Here is a 19161-nt window from a genome sequence, read left to right as displayed (position 1 = left end):
CTACTCGGGGGACCAGGCGCGTTCCAATGCCTTCGGGAGGCCCCACCAGCCCAGCGGGGTGAGCACTTCGGCTTTGTCGACGATGCCGAGGTGGGCCCACAGGGGGGTGACCGCGGTGAAGAGCATTTCGGTCGCTTCCAGGTCTTCCAGGCTGTCGGCCTCGCCGTCGTTCTCCTCCGAGTCCGCGATGAAGCGGGCGATCCGCTCGGGTGAGGCGAGCACGCCGGGGCCGTACCGGGCCAGAGCCGTCACGGCGGCCAGCCAGTCGGCGTGGTTGATCGCGCACAGCGAGGCGAGCACCGAGTCCTCGTGGCTGAGCTCGCCGTCCAGGTCGAAGAACCGGGCCGCGTCCTCCTCGTCCGGCAGGTCCGAGATCGGCGCGGTGATCCCGGCCGCCACCGCCAGCCACAGATCCTCGTCCTCGGCCGGCAGCGCCGCCTCGTCCAGACCCGCGCAGGCCCGCAACACGTTCCCCGGGAACCCCGGCCGTACCAGCGTGCGCCGCAGCCGCCCCGCGGCCGCCCGCAGATCCTCCGCCGGCAACGGCGGCGCCGGCAGATCGGCCATGCTCCGGCGCAGCTCGCCGAGCGCGAACGCCTCCTCCTCGTCCCAGGCCGCGAACAGCTCCTCATCCTGCTCGTCGCTGACCACCGCGCTGGGCACCCGCCCATCGGGCAGCGACGTCGCCAGCCACTGCTCCTGCAGTTCCTCGTACGCCTCCCGCGCCGCCGGATCCCCCGCCGCCAGCGCATCGGGATCGATCACGCCGATCGCCAGGAGCGACTCCAGGTGCTCGACCAGGCGCGCGTACATCTCGGTGGCCACCGGGCCGCGCTCGCCCTCATCCGGCCAGACGAAGTAACTGCGGGTCAGCAGGATCGGCTCGGTCCCCGTCGACTCCAGCCACCGCTGCACGTCACCCACCGTGGCCAGCCCCGACTCGATCCGCGCCAGCGTGGTCTTCGCCGACTCCCAGAACGCCGCCGACAGCGGATTCCCCACCGCCAGCAGTTCCCGCTTCAGGTCGGGCATCGACACCAGCGCCTGCCCCGTCGGCACCGCGAGCAGCACCCGCGCCACGTCCCGCCGGGTGAGATCTTTCCCCGCCCGCCCGGAATGCCGGATCGCAAACTCCAAATCCACGCTCACGCAGCCTCCTCCACCGGCCACGCCCACACCCCACCGCGACACCTGACATCCTCGCTCACGTCCCGTGAGCCTACGCCCGCCGCCACCCGATTACATCCCCAGACCCCATACCTGCTTCGCCACCACGCCCCGCCCCCGGGCAACCTTCGCCAGAGCGATCCCACGCCGCCGTTCCCCACTGAACGCCTCATCCGGCGACTACTGCCCGGAAGATCCACGCACCCACCCCTACCCGGATCGGCATCTGGCTAGCGTCGCGCGAAAGCCGGTGGTCGTTCGGAGTTCGGGCTCGGGGAAGATGGAGGGAGCGGCTACCTCGGCCTGTCACTGGTAGCAGTGAATTATGCGAGAGGCCGTGGAGCCTGTCCGATGCGCCGTACGCTGGTGCGGTAGCGATGAAAGGTAGTGCCGATGAGCGCTCAGCCCGTCCACCAGCATTCGGCCAACGAGCCGCGTGTGCCCCGGACCATCGGTGGCATCTCCGACGCCCTACGGGGTGGCCGCCGGGCACAATTCTTCGCGGAGTTGCTGGAAGCCCAGCAGGGGCCGGAACTCGACGGCGTGCTCACGGCCTGGTGGGGGCGAGCGGTGCTCGACACCGACCCGCAGCGTGACCGTGTCCGTACGGCAGCCGAAACGGGGACGCTCCCCACCACGACGATGGACGATATCGCTCGCCGCCGGCAGGAGCGCGCCATCTCGTGAAACGATCTATGGCCTGTCCTTCCCTCAGAGATCGTTGCCGATACTCTCGGCGACCCCGCCGTCTCCGCTGACGTCTTCTCCACCGTGGCCGCGTTGACTGTCGCGATTTGTGAGGATCCCTGGTTGCCGGGCAGCGACCAGGTGGGTATGGATCCTGACTGGCGGGAAATCTTGATCCCCAAGGGGTACGGCATCGCCGAGTACCGCATCAGCAGGAAGGACCACCACGTAGTCCTTACCCGCATCGTCCTCTTCTGAGGGTGTGAGAGGCTGAGTACATGAATCGGCTAGGTAGTGAGACTTCTCCCTACCTCCTCCAACATGCCCGCAATCCAGTGGATTGGTGGCCATGGGGAGAGGAGGCGATGCAAGAAGCGAGTAGGCGGGACGTGCCCCTTTTGATCTCAGTGGGGTACTCATCCTGCCATTGGTTACCCGCTTCTTGACATCACTGGTGCCATGTGATGGCGCACGAGTCGTTCGAGGACGAGGCTACCGCCCGGATGATGAACGACCAGTTCGTCAATGTGAAGGTCGATCGGGAGGAACGTCCCGATGTGGATGCCGTGTACATGGGAGCCACCCAGGCGATGACCGGGCACGGTGGCTGGCCGATGACCGTTTTCGCGACGCCGGATGGGCATCCGTTCTACACAGGAACGTATTTTCCGCGTGCGCAGTTTCAGCGGTTGCTTCATGGGATCTCGCAGGCGTGGATGAACGACCGGCCTGCCGTGCTGGCGCAGGGCGTCAATGTGGTTGAGGCGCTGAATGAGCGGGCGGGACTGCCCGCGGGACCGCTGCCGACGCGGGAGACCCTCACCAGGGCCGTTCACAATCTGGCCAATACCTTCGACGCCACACGCGGAGGTTTCGGCGGCGCGCCCAAGTTCCCGCCGTCGATGGTGCTCGAGTTCCTTCTTCGTGCGGGTACGGCGGATGCTCTCGCGATGGCGGAGAAGACGCTCGACGCCATGGCCCGGGGCGGAATTTACGACCAACTCGGCGGCGGTTTCGCGCGTTACAGCGTGGACGCGGAGTGGATTGTCCCCCACTTCGAGAAAATGCTGTACGACAATGCACTGCTGCTTCGCGTGTACACGCATTGGTGGCGGGCCACCGGTTCCGTGCTCGCCAAACGAATCGCCCTGGAAACCGCCGACTGGCTGCTGCGAGAAATGCGAACCCCGGAGGGCGGTTTCGCGTCGGCTCTGGACGCCGACAGCGAAGGCGAGGAGGGCCGATTCTACGTCTGGACCCCCGACCAGCTCAGGGAGGTCCTCGGAGACGAGGACGGCACCTGGGCGGCGACGGTGTTCGACGTCTCGGGAACTTTCGAGCACGGCACTTCGGTTCTTCAACTGCCAGAGGATCCCGATGACGGCGATCGTTTCGAGCGGGTACGGAATGCATTGTTCGCCGCCCGGGGAGAACGTGTCCGCCCGGGACGGGACGACAAAGTCGTGGCCGGATGGAATGGCCTCGCGATAGCCGCCCTCGCCGAAACAGGCGCACTTTTCGACCGTCCAGATCTGATTGATGCAGCCAGGTCTGCCGCCGAGTTGCTCATAAAACTACACGTCACGAAAAATCCACACAAACCCATCGATTCACGCGACGACCTCAGCCCGGAGGGAACCTCCGCCGAATCGACTGGTGTATGGCTGTTGCGCACCTCCCTAGGCGGACACGCAGGACGGAATTCGGGCGTCCTCGAGGATTATGCGGATCTAGCCGAGGGGCTTATCGCGCTTTATGGCGTTACCGGGGAGACGCGGTGGTTCGAGAGCGCCGGAGAGTTGTTGGAGAGCGTGCTAGAACGCTTCGGCGACGGAGCCGGCGGTTTCTTCGACACAGCAGATGATGGGGAGCGTTTGTTCCAACGACCTCAGGACCCGACAGACAACGCAACCCCTTCCGGGCAGTTCGCGGCGGCAGGGGCATTGTTGTCATACGCGGCCCTGAGCGGATCGAGCAGACATCGGGAGTCAGCCGAGGCGGCACTGGGGGCGGTTTCCGTGCTGGCAGAAAAGTACGCCCGATTCGCCGGATGGGGACTGGCAGTGGCACAAGCCGCCTTGGACGGACCAATCGAAGTCGCCGTGATCGGCCCACCAGACGACCTCCGAACAAAACAACTCCATCGGACAGCATTGATGTCGACGATCCCCGGCCTGGTCCTAGCCTGGGGAAACGGAGACGAGACCGTACTCCTCCTACGCGGAAGGGGCACGATCAACGGCGAACCGGCCGCCTACGTCTGCCGCCAGTTCACGTGCAGACTCCCCGTCACCACCCCCGAAGCGCTCAAGAGCGAACTCAGCCAGCTGACTTGAGAGCACCCAACACAGAACAACCAGGTCGCCGAGTCACTCACCGTTATCCGGCGCCGGGTGACGGTTCTCGCCGCGCTGGCGCCAGGAGTGGCGGCGAGAGTCTGGTAGGCGTCGCTCGAAATTCGCGTCGGGCGGTTTGGTGTTCTTAGAAGTTCACTTCGGTTGTTGTGGGGTCGGGGGCTTCTGGTTCGGCGGGGGTTGGGGGGTCGGGGTTTGAGGTGTCGGTGCCGGTGCCTGGGTTGTCCTGGTTGCCCTGACCGTCGCCCTCGGTTGGTGGGGGTGAGTCGGGCGTTTCGGGGGTGTCTGTTGGGGTGGGGAATGGGGATGGGCTGTCCCAGGAGTCGGGGTTTTCGCCGTCGCCGTTCTGGTTGTTCTGGTCGGAAGGGGTGTTCGGGCTGCTCCACATTGTCTGGTAGTCGGTCGGTGGTGGGAATTCCTCGACCGGTTTGCCGTCCATCGCGGCCGACATGAAGTACTTCCAGATCTGCGCGGGTAGCGTCCCCCCGTACAAAGCGCCATAGCCAGGGACGGTCACCGCTTTGTTGTCGTCCCTGAACATGTTCACCGCGACCGACAGTTGCGGGACATAGCCGGTGAACCAGACGGCGGCCGATTCGTCGGTGGTGCCGGTTTTGCCGGCGGCGGGGCGGTCGTAGAGGCGTGCGGCCGTTCCGGTGCCGCCCTGGACGACCTGCTGGAGCGCGAACGAGGTGTCGGCGGTGGTCTCCGCGCTGAATGCCCGCTTCCCGGGCGCGGTGATCTGCCGGGTGTGTCCCCGGACATCGGTGATCGACCGAATCACGTGCGCGTCATGATGGATCCCGTCCGCCGCGAATGTCCCATACGCGGACGCCTGCTGCACCGCGCTCACCGACGCCACTCCCAGCGGGAACGTGGGCGCGGCCTGATGTTGCGTCAGCTGGTCGGCCGGGATCCCGGCTGCCTCCGCCGCCCGCGCGACCTTGGCGAGCCCGACCTTCTGCCCGAGATCGACGAACGCCGTGTTGACCGAGCTCCGGGTGGCCTGCACGAGATCCACCGACCCGTACGACGCATCCCCCGAGTTCGGGATCGTCGCGGACGCGATATGCATCGGCGAGTTCCCGTCCACCCGGGTCCACAGGTCGAACCCGTTCTCCAGCGCCGCCGCCAGCGCGTACGCCTTGAACGTGGACCCGGCCTGCACCTTCGCGTCGAAGGCGTTGTTCCACTCGGTCGCGTTGTAGTCCCGCCCGCCGTAGAAGGCCACCACCTCCCCGGTGGCCGGATCGACCGCCGCCAGCCCGGTGCGCACCTTCTTCGGCGTGTCGTCCGGCAGCACGGTCTTGACCGCCTCCTCGGCCAGCCCCATCAACTTCCGGTCGAACGTCGTGGTGACCTTCAGACCGCCTTGGTTGATGTCCTCGTCGCTGTACCCGAGCCGGTTCAACTCGGCCCGTACCTGCGCGAGCATGTAGCCCTTCTGCCCGCCCAGCGACAGCGGCGCCTTCTGCTTGACCAGCGTGGGGAACACCAGCCCGGCGGCCTGCGCCGAGGTGAGCACCTTCGTCTCGGTCATCCCGGAGACCACCGCCTGCCAGCGCGCCTTGACCGCCTCCAGGTCCGCGCCCTTCGGGTCGGCGAACCGGGTCGGCTGCTGGATCACGGCCGCCAGGTACGCCCCTTCGGCCGCGCCCAGCTTGCTCACGTCCTTGTTGAAGTAGGCAAGCGACGCCGCCTGCACCCCGTGCGCGCCCCGGCCGAAGTAGATCGTGTTGAGGTACTGCTCCAGCACCCAGTCCTTGGACTTGGAGCGATCCACCTTCAACGAGATCATGATCTCCTTGAGCTTGCGGATCACGGAACGTTCCTGGCTCAGCCCGCTGTAGTAGTTGCGCACCATCTGCTGGGTGATGGTCGATCCGCCCTGGATCTGCTGCCCGGTGAACGTGGACCACATGGCGCGAGCCGTACCCGTGAGTGAGACGCCCGTGTCCTGGTAGAACGTCCGGTTCTCGGCGGCGATCACGGCGTCCTTGACCACAGCGGGGACCTTGCTGAGCGGCACGTTCTTGCGGTTGACGCCCTGGGTGGCGAGGACGGTCTTGCCATCCCGGTAGTAGAACAGCGAGCCTTGCGCGGTGGCCAGGGCCTGGGTGGTGTCCGGAATCGGGGTCATCGCCCAGACGACCCCGAACATGCCGATCAGACCGGCGATCCCGATCCCGCCGGCGATGAGGACACGGCGTAGCAGCCTCCGGCGCGGTTTCGCCGTCGGTTCAACGGCTTCCAGCACAGCCGTCGGCTCGCCGGCCTCCTGGGCAACCGCCGGTTCGGCGGCCTCCTGACCAGGTGCCTCATCTTCCTCACCGCTTCGCACGCGATCCCCCAGACCTCTCGCAGGCGTTCACGGTAGACGATAGATAACGATGCTTGGGCCATTGCAACTACCTTGCGGCTATCGTCCACTACCGTTGCGCGGCCTTGACCAAAGGCAGAGTTCGGTAGGGCACCGGGGTGTCCAACGCGATCACAGATTCGGTCCTGACCACCCCGTGCACGTCCACGATCTGGTCGATCACCCGCTGCAGGTCGGCGTTGCTGCGCGCGACGACCCGGCAGAGCATGTCATGCCCGCCGGTGATCGTGTGCACCTCCAGCACCTCGGGGATCAGCGCCAGCCGGTCCGCCACTGGATCATGCCCGCTGACCTGCCGGATCTGCAACGTCACGAACGCGGTCACATCGAAGCCGAGCGCGGCCGGATCGATCTGCGGGCCGTATCCAGTGATCACGCCGCGGGCGGCGAGGCGGTCGAGCCTGGCCTGTACTGTCCCGCGCGCCACGTTGAGCCGCCGCGAACATTCCAGCACGCCGATGCGCGGCTCTTCCTCCAGCAGTGCGACAAGCCGGACATCCAACTGGTCAACGGTCACAATAATGCTCCGATGATCGCCGCCTTCCCTGAGCATATTGTCCACTATTTTCGGTGAGTGTTGCGCAGGTTGGCCATCGCGTCCGAGAGTGTCGCCATGACTGATGACGTGTTTCCGGTCCATGGGATGGACGCTGTCGTGTTCGCCGTCGGCAACGCCAAGCAGGCCGCCCACTTCTACTCCACCGCCTTCGGGATGCGCCTGGTCGCCTATCGCGGGCCGGAGACCGGCAGCCGGGACGAGGTAGCGTACGTGCTGACCTCGGGCGGCGCGCGCTTTGAACTGCGTGGCGCGGTGCGGCCCGGCACCGACCTGGCCAGACATGTCACCGCGCACGGCGACGGTGTCATCGACCTGGCTCTGGACGTGCCGGACGTGGACGCCGCCTATCGGCACGCCCTGGCGGCGGGCGCGCGCGGGCTGGCCGAGCCGCATGTGGTCGAGGACGACCACGGCAAAGTGGTGCTGGCCGCGATCGCCACGTACGGCGAAACCCGGCACACCCTCGTCGACCGCGCCAACTACACCGGGCCGTACCTGCCGGGTTACGTCGCCGCGGACCCGATCGTGGAGCCTGGTCAGCGGATGTTCCAGGCCATCGACCATTGTGTCGGCAATGTCGAGCATATGGACGAATGGGTGGAGTTCTACGAGCGTGTCATGGGCTTCACGCGGATGGCCGAGTTCATCGGCGACGACATCGCGACCGAGTATTCGGCGCTGATGTCCAAGGTCGTCGCGAACGGCACCCGGAAGGTGAAGTTCCCGCTCAACGAGCCCGCCGCCGGGAAGCGCAAGTCGCAGATCGACGAATACCTGGAGTTCTACGGCGGTCCCGGCGTGCAGCACATCGCGCTGGCCACCAACGACATCCTCAGCACGGTCGACCGCATGCGTGCGGCGGGCGTGGAGTTCCTGGAGACCCCCGACTCCTACTACGACGACCCGGAGCTCCGAGCCAGGATCGGCCAGGTACGGGCTCCCGTGGCCGAACTCAAGAGGCGCCGCATCCTGGTGGACCGGGACGAGGACGGCTACCTGCTGCAGATCTTCACCAAGCCGGTGCAGGACCGCCCGACCGTGTTCTTCGAGCTCATCGAGCGCCACGGCTCGCTCGGCTTCGGTAAGGGCAACTTCAAGGCTCTCTTCGAGGCGATCGAGCGTGAGCAAGAGCTTCGCGGGAACCTGTAGATCTTTTCGCCCGGCGAAAGCCGCATGGCCCGACAAGGCCCTGCAAACCTCTGTCGCCGCCGCCTGAACCTGTCGTTCTCCTCGCGTAGGGTTGCTCGTCAGGGATCGGGTGCGGAGGGGGCACGTCACACATGCGTGGACGCCAGGTGGTCAGCTTGCTCGCGGCTGGCCTTACGGTCGCCTGCTCGGCGTCGAACAGCGCCACGGGAGACAGGGCCGCAGACAGGGAGGCGCCGATCGCGTCCCGCCCACCGGCCGCGGCGCGGTCGGTGTCGGCCGCGACCGCGGGGACGACCGGGATCGGGGATCCCTACTTTCCCGGGGATGGGAACGGCGGGTATGACGTCACCCGCTACGCGCTGGCGCTGGCTTACGATCCGCGGAGCAAACACCTGGGCGGCTCGGCGACCATCGACGCGAAGGCCACGCAGGAGCTGTCGCAGTTCAACCTGGATCTGCACGGGTTCACGGTGAGCGCGGTGACCGTCAACGGGCGACCCGCCCAGTTCGAGCGGCACGGGGATGAGCTGACGATCTTCGCCGATCTCCGGGACGGCGCCGTGTTCAAGGTCGCGGTCGCCTACGCGGGCACGCCCGATCCGGTGCAGAACTCCTCGAACCTGGGCTCCTACGGCTTCATCCCCACCGCGGACGGCGCGTTCGTGACGTGTGAGCCCAACGGCGCGAAGACCTGGTTCCCCAGTAACGACCACCCCTCCGACAAGGCCACCTTCGACTTCACCCTGACCGTCCCCGAGGGCGTGACCGCGATCGCCAACGGCGAGCTGGCCGGAACGCCCCAGACCAAGGACGGCAAGACCACGTTCGTCTGGCGCGAGTCCAACCCCATGACGACCTACCTGGCCACCATGACCACCGGCAAGTTCAAGGTCCGCACCGGCGACTCGCCGGGCGGCATCCCGGTCTACGCCGCCACCGACCCCCGCTTCAGCAACACCCTGAACACTCTGTATGACCAGTCCGCCAGGATCACCGACTACTGGACGACCGTGTTCGGGCCCTACCCGTTCAAGTCCACCGGCGGCGTGGTGGACGACTTCGCGGCCGGTTACGCGCTGGAGAACCAGACCAAGCCGATCTACGGCGGCTTCGAGCCGGACGAGGGCATCATCGCGCACGAGCTGGCCCACCAGTGGTTCGGCAACAGCCTGAGCATCAACCGCTGGAAGGACCTCTGGCTCAACGAGGGCTTCGCCACCTACGCCGAGTGGCTGTGGAGCGAGCACCGCGGCAACGGCACCGCCCAGCAGTCGTTCGAGGACGCCTACGCCAGCGCCACCGACGAGATCTGGAAGTACCCGCCCGGCGTGACCCGCCCCCACGACCTGTTCAACGCCTCGGTCTACGTCCGCGGCGGCATGGCGCTGCACGCGCTGCGCACCGAGATCGGCGACACGAAGTTCTTCCCGCTGCTCAAAAAGTGGACGGCCGACCACCGCTACGGCAACGTCACCACCGAGCAGTTCATCGACCTGGCCGAGAAGATCTCGGGCGAGCAGCTGGACGACCTCTTCGACGCTTGGCTGTTCAAGCCGGCCAAGCCCGCGTCAGTGCGATGACACCCTCTTGTAGGTGGTGATCGCGCCGGTCAGGCAGATCGCCGTAATGAGCACGCACCAGACCAGCGACTTGATCAGGGGTGACAAGGTCGGGCCGCCGTGGAACAGTCCGCGCAGCGCGTCCACGGTCGCGGTGACCGGATGGTTGTGGGCGAACGGCCGGATCCACAACGGCATCGAGTTGACCGGCACGAACACGCTGCTGACGAAGGTGAGCGGGAAGACCCACACCATGCCGGCCATGTTCGCGGCCTCCACGGATTTCATCGAGAGGCCGATCCAGGCGCCGATGGTGGCGAAGGCGAAGGCGAACAGGAGCAGCAGCAGGATCCCGGCCAGCGCGGGGAAGAACCCATTGGTGATCCGGAACCCCACGATGTAGCCGACCACGATCATGATGACCAGGATCAGCGCGTTCTTCACCGTGTCCGACAGCAGCCGCCCGACCAGCACCGCGGACCTGGCCATCGGCAGCGCCCGAAACCTGTCCACCAGACCCTTGTGCAGGTCCTCGGCGAGCCCGACGCAGGTGCCCATGGTGGCGAAGGCCATGGTCTGCACGAAGATGCCGGGCAGCAGAAAGTTGGTGTAGTCCCCGCCGGGCACCCGGATCGCATTGCCGAAGACGATCGAGAACAGCAGGATGAAGATGATCGGCTGCACGATCGTGAAGAACACCAGTGCCGGGATCCGCGGGATGTGCGTCAGATACCGCCGCGCGATCACCAAACTGTCAGCAACAGCCCAGCGAACCGCCCCGAACCGTCCAGCCGCCCCGGACCGCTGCTCCATCTCGGACCGTTTAGCCATTGCGGATCACGCTCTCGACCCGATGCCCGATCAGAGCCAGCCCAGACCATTCAGCCAGCTCCGACCACCTACCCATCCCGGATCACGCCCTCGGCCCGATCCCCGGCCAGGGCCAGCCCAGACCATTCAGCCGACTCTGACCACCTAACCATCGCGGATCACGCTTCCGGTGCGGTGGCCGGTCAGGGTCAGGAAGACCTCGTCCAGGGTTGGGGAGCGTAGTTCCACCTCGCTTGGCTCGATGCCCTTGGCGTCCAGCCCGCGCACGAGTTCCACCAGCGACGCCGCCCCATTGCGTACCTCGACGGTGACGCTGTGGCTCTCGAGATCCACCTCGGGCACGCCGCTGCCGACAATGCCCGCGATCGCCTTCAGTTCGGGCAGCCGGGCCCGATCCTTCACCGCGACCTGGATTCGTTCCCCGCCAAGGCGGTCCTTGAGCTGGTCCGCAGGTCCCCGCCCGATCACGAGGCCGTGATCGATGATCATGATGTTGTCGGCGAGCGCGTCCGCCTCCTCCAGGTGCTGCGTGGTCAGCAGCAACGTCGCGTCATCGTGGACCAGCTCCCTGATCACGTCCCACATGCCGTTCCGGCTGCGCGGATCCAGCCCAGTGGTCGGTTCGTCCAGAAAGATGACCTTGGGTTTGGCCACGAGCGACGCCGCCAGGTCCAGTCGCCGCCGCATCCCCCCGGAGTATGTCCCGGTCTGCCGGTCGGCCGCATCCGTCAATCCGAACTGTTCGAGCAGCTCGGCGGCTCTGTCCCGGGCCCTCTGCTGATCCATGTGGTAGAGCCGCGCGAACATGACGAGGTTCTCGCGCCCGGTCAGATACTCGTCCACGGCCGCGTACTGCCCGGTCAGCCCGATCACCTTGCGGATCTCGTCCGGCCGGGCAAGCACGTCGATGCCCGCGATGGTGGCGCGCCCGGCGTCGGGGCGGAGCAGGGTCGCCAGGATGCGTACGGTGGTGGTCTTTCCTGCGCCCTTGGGGCCGAGCAGGGCCAGCACACTGCCGCGGGGAACCTCAAGGTCCACCCCATTGAGCGCTTTTACCTTGCCATAGTGCTTAGCAAGGCCTTCAGCCCTAATCATGGTTTCAACCACGTTTCACCCCCATTGACGTGGTTGATGCCCGTTTTATCCCCTCGTCCCGTACGCCCGCCGGAAGCTTTAGGAGAAGATGAGCTTGTAACCCTCCCGGCGGAGCGCCCCCAGCACCTCGTCGCAGTGCGCCGGCCCGCGGGTCTCCAGTTGCAGCAACACCTCGGCCTCGTCCAGGTGCAGCCGCGCCCCCACCCGCTCGTGCACGATCTCCAGCACGTTGGCCCGCAGCTCGGCCAGCCGCCCGAGCAGGGCCGCGAGCGCCCCCGGCCGATCCTGCAGCCGGATCCGGAACGCCAGATACCGCCCGGCCGCCGCCAGACCGTGCCGCAGCAGCTTGGCCAGCAGCAGCGGGTCGATGTTGCCACCCGACAGAACCGCCACCACCGGCGCGTCGAACGCGTGCGGCTGGTCGAGTAGCGCGGCCACGCCGGCGACCCCGGCGGGCTCCACCACCAGCTTCGCCCGCTCCAGGCAGAGCAGCAGCGCCCGCGACAGCGACTCCTCCGACACGGTGACCACCTGGTCCACCAGGTAGTGGATCAGCTCGAACGGCAGGTCGCCGGGGCGGCCGACCGCGATGCCGTCCGCCATCGTGGCGGCCGGTTCGACCATGACCGGATGCCCAGCCGCCAGTGACTCGGGGTAGGCGGCCGCGCGTTCGGCCTGCACGCCGACGATCCGCACCCCCGGCCGGAGCTGCTTGACCGCCAGCGCGACCCCGGCCGCCAGCCCGCCGCCGCCGATGGCCAGCACGATCGTGCCGGTCTCCGGCAGCTGCTCCAGGATCTCCAGCCCGAGCGTGCCCTGACCGGCGATCACGTCCGGGTGGTCGAAGGGGTGGATGAAGATCGCCCCGGTCTCGGCGGCGTGCGCCTTGGCCTCCTGCAAGGCCATGTCGACCGTGTGTCCCGCGAAGATCACTTCAGCGCCGTAGCCGCGGGTGGCCTCGACCTTGGGCAGCGGCGCGCCCTCCGGCATGTAGACCGTGGACTTGGCGCCCAGCAGGCCCGAGCCGAACGCGACACCCTGGGCGTGATTGCCCGCGCTCGCCGCGACCACGCCCCGCGCCCGTTCCTCCTCGCTGAGGCGGGCGATCCTGACGTACGCGCCACGGACCTTGAACGAGCCGGCACGCTGGAGGTTCTCACATTTGAGATGCACCGGGCCGCCGACGATCTCGGACAGCACCCGGGAGTGGATGACCGGCGTTTGCACAATTACGTCGGTCAGCAGCTTGCGTGCGGCGACGACATCGTCGTACGTCACCTGAGGAACGTCCATGGCGTCATCTTCGCAGGGTGGGATTCACCCTGCCCAATAGTGGTCGCTCCGAAGGATCAACGCGGCGGCGCCGATGAGACCGGCGTCCTGGCCGAGCGCGGCGGGCAGCACCCGGACACGCTGGGCGAAGTCCATCCGGGCGTGGGCGCGCAGGCTCTCCTCCAGCGGATCGAAGATCAGTTTGCCCGCCTGGGAGAGGCCGCCGCCGATGGTGACCAGGTCGAGGTCGCAGAGGTGGGTGGCCGAGGCCAGGGCGAGCCCGATCGCCCGCCCGGCCCTGCGCATCGCGGCCAGCGCGATCGGGTCCCCGGCGGCGGCGTCGAAGGCCAGCTGGCGGGCCGAGGCCATCGCGGCCTCCATGTAGAGGGGTTCCGGCAGGTCCGACACAGCGGCACCGCCGGGCTCCCAGCCCTGCGTCACGGCCCAGTTCGCCAGCGCGGGCCCGCGCGCGACCGCCTCCAGGCAGCCCCGGCCGCCGCAACCGCAGGCGGGGCCGTCCGGTTCGACGATGATGTGGCCGATGTGCCCGGCGTTGCCGGTGCCGCCGTCGATCAGGTGGCCGCCCAGGATGAGACCGCCGCCGACGCCGGTGGAGACGACCATGCCGAGCATGTTGTCGCTGCCGTGACCGGCGCCCCGCCAGTGTTCCGCCACCGCGAAGGCCACGGCGTCGTTGTGGATCCTTACCGGGATGCCGGGGAAACGTTCCGACAGGCGGGCGACCAGCGGGAAGTCGCGCCAGCCGGGCATGTTGAGCGGGGAGACCACGCCTTCCGGCCAGGCCATCGGGCCGCCGACGCCGATGCCGATGCCGATCAGCTCGCCTGCCGCCCGCTCGGCGACGCTCTCGGCCAGCCCGGCCAGGGCCTTCCATAAGGCGTCGGCGTCGCCGCCGGGCGGGGTCGGCATCCGCTCCGAGAGCACCAGCTCGCCGTCGGTGTCCACCAGGCCTACCGCGAGTTTGGTTCCGCCGACGTCGACCGCCAGCACGACCATGACGGAGCTCCCTCAGATTGTGGTGGAGAAGACCAGGACGGAGGCAGTGAAACCGTGCACGTGGTTGTGACCGGCGACCGGGCCCACCTCGCCGGCCGCGAAGAATCCGGCGACGCCGATCGGGCCGAGGGTGTCGCGGAGGGCGAGCGCGTCATGGTCGGGCGTGCCGAACATAGCCGAGCCCCGGCCGTTGCAGGAGAACAGCAGGGCGCCGTCCACTCGGCCTCCCTCGGCCAGGTGCGCGTCCAGCAACTCGTAAAGGTCCTCGTCGGCGGTTTCCGCGTCCCTGACCTGGAAGCGTACGGTACGGCCGACCGGCACGATGTCGCCGATCGCGACCGCCTCCCGCTCGGGGTCGATGCCGAGCACACCCCGGATGAGGAAGTCGCCCCGTTCGTGGCGTTCCGCGTATTCGTCCATGGCGATGCCGATCTGCAGGCCGGAGGCGACGAGCTCGCGGTCCTCCTCGTCGAGCGCGCTGACGATGTCCTCCAGCCGGGCCAGCGCGGGCTGGCCGGCGAGCTCCAGCAGCACGTTCTCCTCGGCGCGGGTGACGACCATGGTCGGGCCGATCGGGCGGCAGCCCTGGCTGACCACCGTGCTCACCCGTACCGGGCCGCTCAGCATGACGCCGATGGCGCCCTCGGTGTAGACCTCGCCGTCGGCGAACAGCCGGACCGAACCACGGCCCTGCAGGCCGTTGGCCAGGCCGCCGATGAGCGGCAGGTTCCCCAGCACCTCGCTGGAGTGCTCCACGAACGCGTCGGTCGGGAACGTGTACGGATCGGCGAGCATGATCGCCACCCGGTCGTCCACCTCCCGTTCCGGCAACCCGATCACCACAAATCGGTCATCGGCTCGCAGCGATTCCAGGGCGAACGTGGTCACCCTGGCCTCCCCCAGCGAAGCCGCCCAGGCGCTCACCGACGGGGACAGCTCGACGCCCTGGGCGTCGCCGATCACGCCGGTGGCGCTACAGCCGATCACCGCAGCCTCGCCCACCAGCTCCATCGCCCGCTGCCCGGCCTTCGTCACGTCCTCGGCGTCCTCGCCGCAGATGAAGAAACAGACCAGGTCGGCCTGCCCGGTCAGCCCCGCGAGAGCCTGCCGGATCGCGGTCTCCGCGCTCTCCACCAGGTTGGGCCCGACGGCTAGCCCGTCAGCGAACCGGCTTGTCAACACCGCCATCGCGCGCCCCCTCTCATCAGGACAAGTCCGTTATCTCATGCAGTTCTATTTCATAGCCCTCATGCCCGATTCTCCCCACAACACCGTTCCGGAACTCACCCGATTCGTCACTGAATGGTCAAGATCCGCAGCGCAATCGGATGCGGGTGTTGCATCCGCGACGTAGGCTCAATCCCGTGCACAAATCGCCCGCACCTGCTCCGTCACTGAGCACTCTGCGTGAACTGCGCGAGAGTGGACACGTCCACCGGCCGGTGAAAGCCGAGATCCGGGAGAACCTGCTGGCCCGCCTGCGCGCGGGTGAGCCCCGGTTCCCCGGCATCGTCGGCTTTGACGAGACCGTGCTCCCGCATCTCGAACGTGCCCTCATCGCAGGTCACGACCTCGTGCTCCTCGGCGAGCGCGGTCAGGGCAAGACCCGACTGATCCGCACCGTCATCGGGCTGCTCGACGAGTGGACGCCGGTGGTGGCCGGGTGCGAGATCAACGACCATCCGTACGCTCCCGTCTGCGCCCGCTGCCGGGGCCTGGCCGACGACGAGATCCGCGTCGCGTGGAAACACCGCAGCGAGCGGTACGGCGAGAAGCTGGCCACCCCCGACACCTCGGTGGGCGACCTGATCGGCGACGTGGACCCCATCAAGATCGCCGAAGGGCGCACGCTGGGCGACCCGGAGACCGTGCACTACGGCCTGGTGCCCCGCACGAACCGGGGCGTCTTCTCCGTCAACGAGCTGCCTGACCTGGCCGAACGTATCCAGGTGTCGCTGCTGAACGTGCTGGAGGAGCGGGACATCCAGGTTCGCGGCTACAACCTGCGGCTGCCCCTGGACCTGCTGCTGATCGCCAGCGCCAACCCGGAGGACTACACCAACCGGGGGCGGATCATCACTCCGCTCAAGGACCGGTTCGGCGCGGAGGTCCGTACCCACTATCCGAAGACGATCGAGGATGAGCTGGTCCTGATCCGCCAGGAGGTCATCCCCGACATCGGCGCGGACGTGCCCGAGCACCTGGTCGAGATCATCGCCAGGTTCACCCGGCTGGTCCGGGAGTCGACCGCCGTGGACACCCGCTCCGGCGTGTCGGCCCGCTTCTCGATCGCGGCCACCGAGACCGCCGCCGCGTCCGCGGTCCGCCGGGCCGCGCTGACCGGCGAGGAGAACGCGGTGACCCGGGTCTGCGACCTGCCCGGCATCGTGCACACGCTGCGCGGCAAGGTGGAGTTCGAGGTCAGCGAGGAGGGCCGCGAGGTCGAGGTGCTCGCCCACCTGCTCCGCCGCGCCACCGCCGAGACCTTCCGCAACACGCTGGGCGGCCTGGAGCTCGCCCCGCTGCTGGAGAAATTCTCCGAAGGCGCCCAGATCGAATCCGGCGAGCTGGTGCCCGCCACCGAACTGCTGCGCCGGATCGGCCGGGTGGACGGCCTCGCCAAGATCATGTCCCGGATCGGCATGGGCGAGGGGGACGAATCCCCCGGCCACGCCGCCGCCGCCCTGGAGTTCACGCTCGAAGGCCTTTACCTGATGCGCCGCCTCTCCAAGGACGACATCGCGGGCGGCGCGGTCTACCGCACATGACGGCCTACCGTTACGGCGAATATCAGGACGGGCCGGATCCGCTCGCCCCGCCCTATGACGTGCGCTCGGCGCTGGACGAGATGGGCGACGCCATCCTGTCCGGCTCCACCCCGCTGGACGCCCTGCGCGACCTGCTCAAACGCGGCCTCCCCGACGCGCCGGACCGGCGCGGCCTCGAAGAGCTCCTCCGCCAGGTACGGCAACGCCGCCGCGAACTCCGCGAGAACACCCGCCTGGACGGCACCCTCGAACGCGCCCGCGCCCTGCTGGACAAGGCGATCGGCCAGGAACGCGCGGAACTGTTCCCCGATCCCTCGGATGACGCGCGGTTCCGCGAGGCCGCCCTGGACGCGCTGCCGTCCGACACCGCGCGGGCCGTGCAGGAACTGGACGCCTACGACTGGCGGTCGGCGGCGGCCCGGCAGACCTTCGAGGAGCTGCGCGACCTGCTGCGCCGGGAGATCCTGGACAGCCAGTTCCGCGGCATGAAGGAAGCCCTCGCCAATCCGGATCCGGAGGCGATGGAACGGGTCCGGCAGATGATGTCCGACCTGAACGACATGCTCGACAGGGACGCCCAGGGGCAGCACACCCAGGAGGATTTTGAATCCTTCATGCGGAAATATGGGGACATGTTCCCGGAGAATCCGCGGAACCTGGAGGAGCTTGTCGATCAGCTTGCCCGGCGGGCCGCGGCCGCGCAGCGGCTGCTGGCCTCGCTCACGCCGCAGCAGCGCGAGGAACTCGCCGGTCTCATGGCCCAGACCCTCGAACGCGCCGGTCTCGCCGACCAGATGCGCCGCCTCGGCGACTCCCTGTACGCCCGCCGTCCCGATCTGTCCTGGAGTTCCCCCGAGCGGGTCAGCGGCGACGACCCGATGGGCATGGGCGACGCGGTGGGCGCCCTCCAGGAACTCGCCGACCTGAGCGAGCTCGAAGCCGCCCTCCGCCAGGACTACCCGGGCGCCCGCCTGGACGACATCGACGAGGCCGCCGTCCGGCGCGCGCTCGGCCGCTCCGGCGTGGACGACCTGGAGGCCCTGCGCCGGATCGAGCGCGAGCTGGAGAACCAGGGTTACCTCCGCCGCCATCGGGGCAAACTGGAACTCACTCCGAAGGCCGTACGCCGCCTGGGCGAGACCGCCCTGCGCCGGGTGTTCGCCTCCCTCGACTCCAGCCGCCGCGGTGACCACGACCAGCGCGACGCGGGCGCGGCAGGTGAGCTCACCGGCTCCACCCGCCCCTGGCGTTTCGGCGACGAGCAGCCCATCGACGTCGTCCGCACCGTCATCAACGGGGTACGGCGCGGCACGGCGGACGGCCGGGTCCGCCTCTCGGTGGACGACTTCGAGGTCTCCGAGACCGAACGCCGTTCAGCCGCCGCCGTCTGCCTGCTGGTCGACCTGTCCTACTCGATGGCGCTGCGCGGCACCTGGGCCGCCGCCAAGCAGACCGCGCTCGCCCTGCAGGCCCTGGTCGCCTCCAAGTTCCCGCAGGACTCGGTGCAGATCGTCGGCTTCTCCAACTACGCCCGCGTGCTGCAGCCCGACGAGCTGGCCGGCCTGGAATGGGACATGGTCCAGGGCACCAACCTGCACCACGCCCTGCTCATCGCGGGCCGCCACCTCGACCGGCATCCCGACTTCGAACCCGTCGTGCTGGTCGTCACCGACGGCGAGCCCACCGCCCACCTGATGCGCAACGGCGTGCCCCGCTTCGAGTGGCCGCCCTCCCGGGAGACCCTCGAACTCACCCTCGCCGAAGTCGACAAGATGACCCGCCGCCGCGCCACCATGAACGTCTTCATGCTCGCCGCCGACGAACGCCTGCGCGAGTTCGTGGACGAGGTGGCCCGCCGCAACGGCGGGCGCGTCTTCGCCCCCAGCGCCGACCGCCTGGGCGAGTACGTCGTCAACGACTTCCTACGAGCCCGCCGACGTACCTGACCAGCTTCTGGTCGAACCCGTCCCCGATATCCCGGTACGACCGGTAGACGGGCCGCTCCGCTCCGCCGCCCGCGAGCAGCTCGGCCACCCGCTCCGGTTCCGGCAGCACGCCGCCGCCCAGGTAGAGCGCCCCGGCCAGCTCGGTGCGCACGCCCTTGCGCCCGGACAGGAAGGTTCCGCGCCGCCACCCGCTCTCCTCGTCCCAGACGAGCGCGCGCCCGTGCCCGAGCAGGATCGTCGCGTCCCGGGGATCGAAGGGGTCGTCCCACCAGCGTTCAGCGCCCAGCACCTCGGCCACCCGCGCCACATAAGCGATGGGAAGCTCCAACCAAGCGTCGCTGTACGCTTCGGGCACGAAGATCATGACGCGTGTTTCC

Annotated in this window: 15 protein-coding genes and 1 pseudogene; 7 read left to right on the top strand and 9 right to left on the bottom strand. The window is 68.1% G+C overall.

Annotation, left to right across the window (positions count from 1 at the left end; translation table 11 throughout):
- Complete coding sequence (locus Aple_RS24625) at window positions 1-1149, bottom strand: hypothetical protein (protein ID WP_170321645.1); 1149 nt, start codon at window positions 1147-1149, stop codon at window positions 1-3.
- A 411-nt stretch (window positions 1150-1560) separates the two neighbouring features.
- Here Aple_RS24625 and Aple_RS24620 point away from each other — a divergent pair, with 411 nt between their 5' ends.
- The 3 genes and pseudogenes from Aple_RS24620 (at window position 1561) to Aple_RS24610 (ending at window position 4190) form a co-directional block, all read left to right on the top strand.
- The gene (locus tag Aple_RS24620; RefSeq protein ID WP_155347054.1) at window positions 1561-1854 is read left to right on the top strand and encodes a hypothetical protein; all 294 of its coding nucleotides are present in this window, start codon (window positions 1561-1563) and stop codon (window positions 1852-1854) included.
- Between the two features lie 93 nt (window positions 1855-1947).
- Complete coding sequence (locus Aple_RS24615; RefSeq protein ID WP_218038497.1) at window positions 1948-2112, top strand: hypothetical protein; 165 nt, start codon at window positions 1948-1950, stop codon at window positions 2110-2112.
- Window positions 2113-2132: 20 nt separating this feature from the next.
- A pseudogene (locus Aple_RS24610) lies at window positions 2133-4190 on the top strand (thioredoxin domain-containing protein).
- Between the two features lie 145 nt (window positions 4191-4335).
- Here the strand turns inward: Aple_RS24610 and Aple_RS24605 are convergent.
- Both Aple_RS24605 and Aple_RS24600 read right to left on the bottom strand, forming a co-directional pair.
- Window positions 4336-6549 (bottom strand): transglycosylase domain-containing protein, encoded by a 2214-nt coding sequence (locus tag Aple_RS24605; protein ID WP_246264752.1) that lies wholly within the window; start codon window positions 6547-6549, stop codon window positions 4336-4338.
- Window positions 6550-6637: 88 nt separating this feature from the next.
- Window positions 6638-7105: an Lrp/AsnC family transcriptional regulator gene (locus tag Aple_RS24600; protein WP_246239504.1), complete on the bottom strand. Its 468-nt coding sequence runs from the start codon at window positions 7103-7105 to the stop codon at window positions 6638-6640.
- 96 nt (window positions 7106-7201) lie between these two features.
- Between Aple_RS24600 and hppD the strand changes: the two genes are divergently transcribed.
- Both hppD and Aple_RS24590 read left to right on the top strand, forming a co-directional pair.
- On the top strand, window positions 7202-8296 hold the full coding sequence (gene hppD / locus Aple_RS24595; RefSeq protein ID WP_155347052.1) for a 4-hydroxyphenylpyruvate dioxygenase: 1095 nt from the start codon (window positions 7202-7204) through the stop codon (window positions 8294-8296).
- Window positions 8297-8427: 131 nt separating this feature from the next.
- Window positions 8428-9876, top strand: a complete 1449-nt coding sequence (locus Aple_RS24590; RefSeq protein WP_155347051.1) for a M1 family metallopeptidase — start codon at window positions 8428-8430, stop codon at window positions 9874-9876.
- Here the strand turns inward: Aple_RS24590 and Aple_RS24585 are convergent.
- The 5 genes from Aple_RS24585 to Aple_RS24565 form a co-directional block, all read right to left on the bottom strand.
- Window positions 9865-10686 carry an ABC transporter permease gene (locus Aple_RS24585; protein ID WP_155347050.1) on the bottom strand — a complete coding sequence of 274 codons (822 nt, stop codon included), beginning with the start codon at window positions 10684-10686 and terminating at the stop codon, window positions 9865-9867. The two genes, Aple_RS24590 and Aple_RS24585, sit on opposite strands and share 12 nt — an antisense overlap.
- A gap of 144 nt (window positions 10687-10830) precedes the next feature.
- Window positions 10831-11781, bottom strand: coding sequence for an ATP-binding cassette domain-containing protein (locus Aple_RS24580; protein WP_155347049.1), 951 nt, complete (start codon window positions 11779-11781; stop codon window positions 10831-10833).
- 78 nt (window positions 11782-11859) lie between these two features.
- Window positions 11860-13074, bottom strand: coding sequence for a threonine ammonia-lyase (gene ilvA / locus Aple_RS24575; RefSeq protein ID WP_155347048.1), 1215 nt, complete (start codon window positions 13072-13074; stop codon window positions 11860-11862).
- Between the two features lie 24 nt (window positions 13075-13098).
- A complete protein-coding gene (locus Aple_RS24570; protein ID WP_155347047.1) occupies window positions 13099-14070 on the bottom strand; it encodes an ROK family protein in 972 nt (323 codons plus the stop codon).
- 12 nt (window positions 14071-14082) lie between these two features.
- Complete coding sequence (locus Aple_RS24565) at window positions 14083-15258, bottom strand: FIST signal transduction protein (RefSeq protein WP_155347046.1); 1176 nt, start codon at window positions 15256-15258, stop codon at window positions 14083-14085.
- A gap of 140 nt (window positions 15259-15398) precedes the next feature.
- On the opposite strand from Aple_RS24565, the gene Aple_RS24560 reads away from it, so the two are divergent.
- Both Aple_RS24560 and Aple_RS24555 read left to right on the top strand, forming a co-directional pair.
- Window positions 15399-16838, top strand: a complete 1440-nt coding sequence (locus Aple_RS24560; protein ID WP_155347045.1) for a sigma 54-interacting transcriptional regulator — start codon at window positions 15399-15401, stop codon at window positions 16836-16838.
- The gene (locus tag Aple_RS24555; RefSeq protein WP_155347044.1) at window positions 16835-18784 is read left to right on the top strand and encodes a vWA domain-containing protein; all 1950 of its coding nucleotides are present in this window, start codon (window positions 16835-16837) and stop codon (window positions 18782-18784) included. Before Aple_RS24560 ends, Aple_RS24555 begins: the two co-directional genes overlap by 4 nt.
- On the opposite strand, the gene Aple_RS24550 is transcribed toward Aple_RS24555, so the two are convergent.
- On the bottom strand, window positions 18750-19148 hold the full coding sequence (locus Aple_RS24550) for a DUF6292 family protein (protein WP_155347043.1): 399 nt from the start codon (window positions 19146-19148) through the stop codon (window positions 18750-18752). The two genes, Aple_RS24555 and Aple_RS24550, sit on opposite strands and share 35 nt — an antisense overlap.
- Between the last annotated feature and the right edge of the window lie 13 nt (window positions 19149-19161).

This window comes from Acrocarpospora pleiomorpha (genome assembly GCF_009687885.1).
GTDB classification, from domain to species: domain Bacteria; phylum Actinomycetota; class Actinomycetes; order Streptosporangiales; family Streptosporangiaceae; genus Acrocarpospora; species Acrocarpospora pleiomorpha.
Note: the sequence above shows the minus strand (reverse complement) of the source record. Positions and strands in the feature narration are given on the sequence as shown.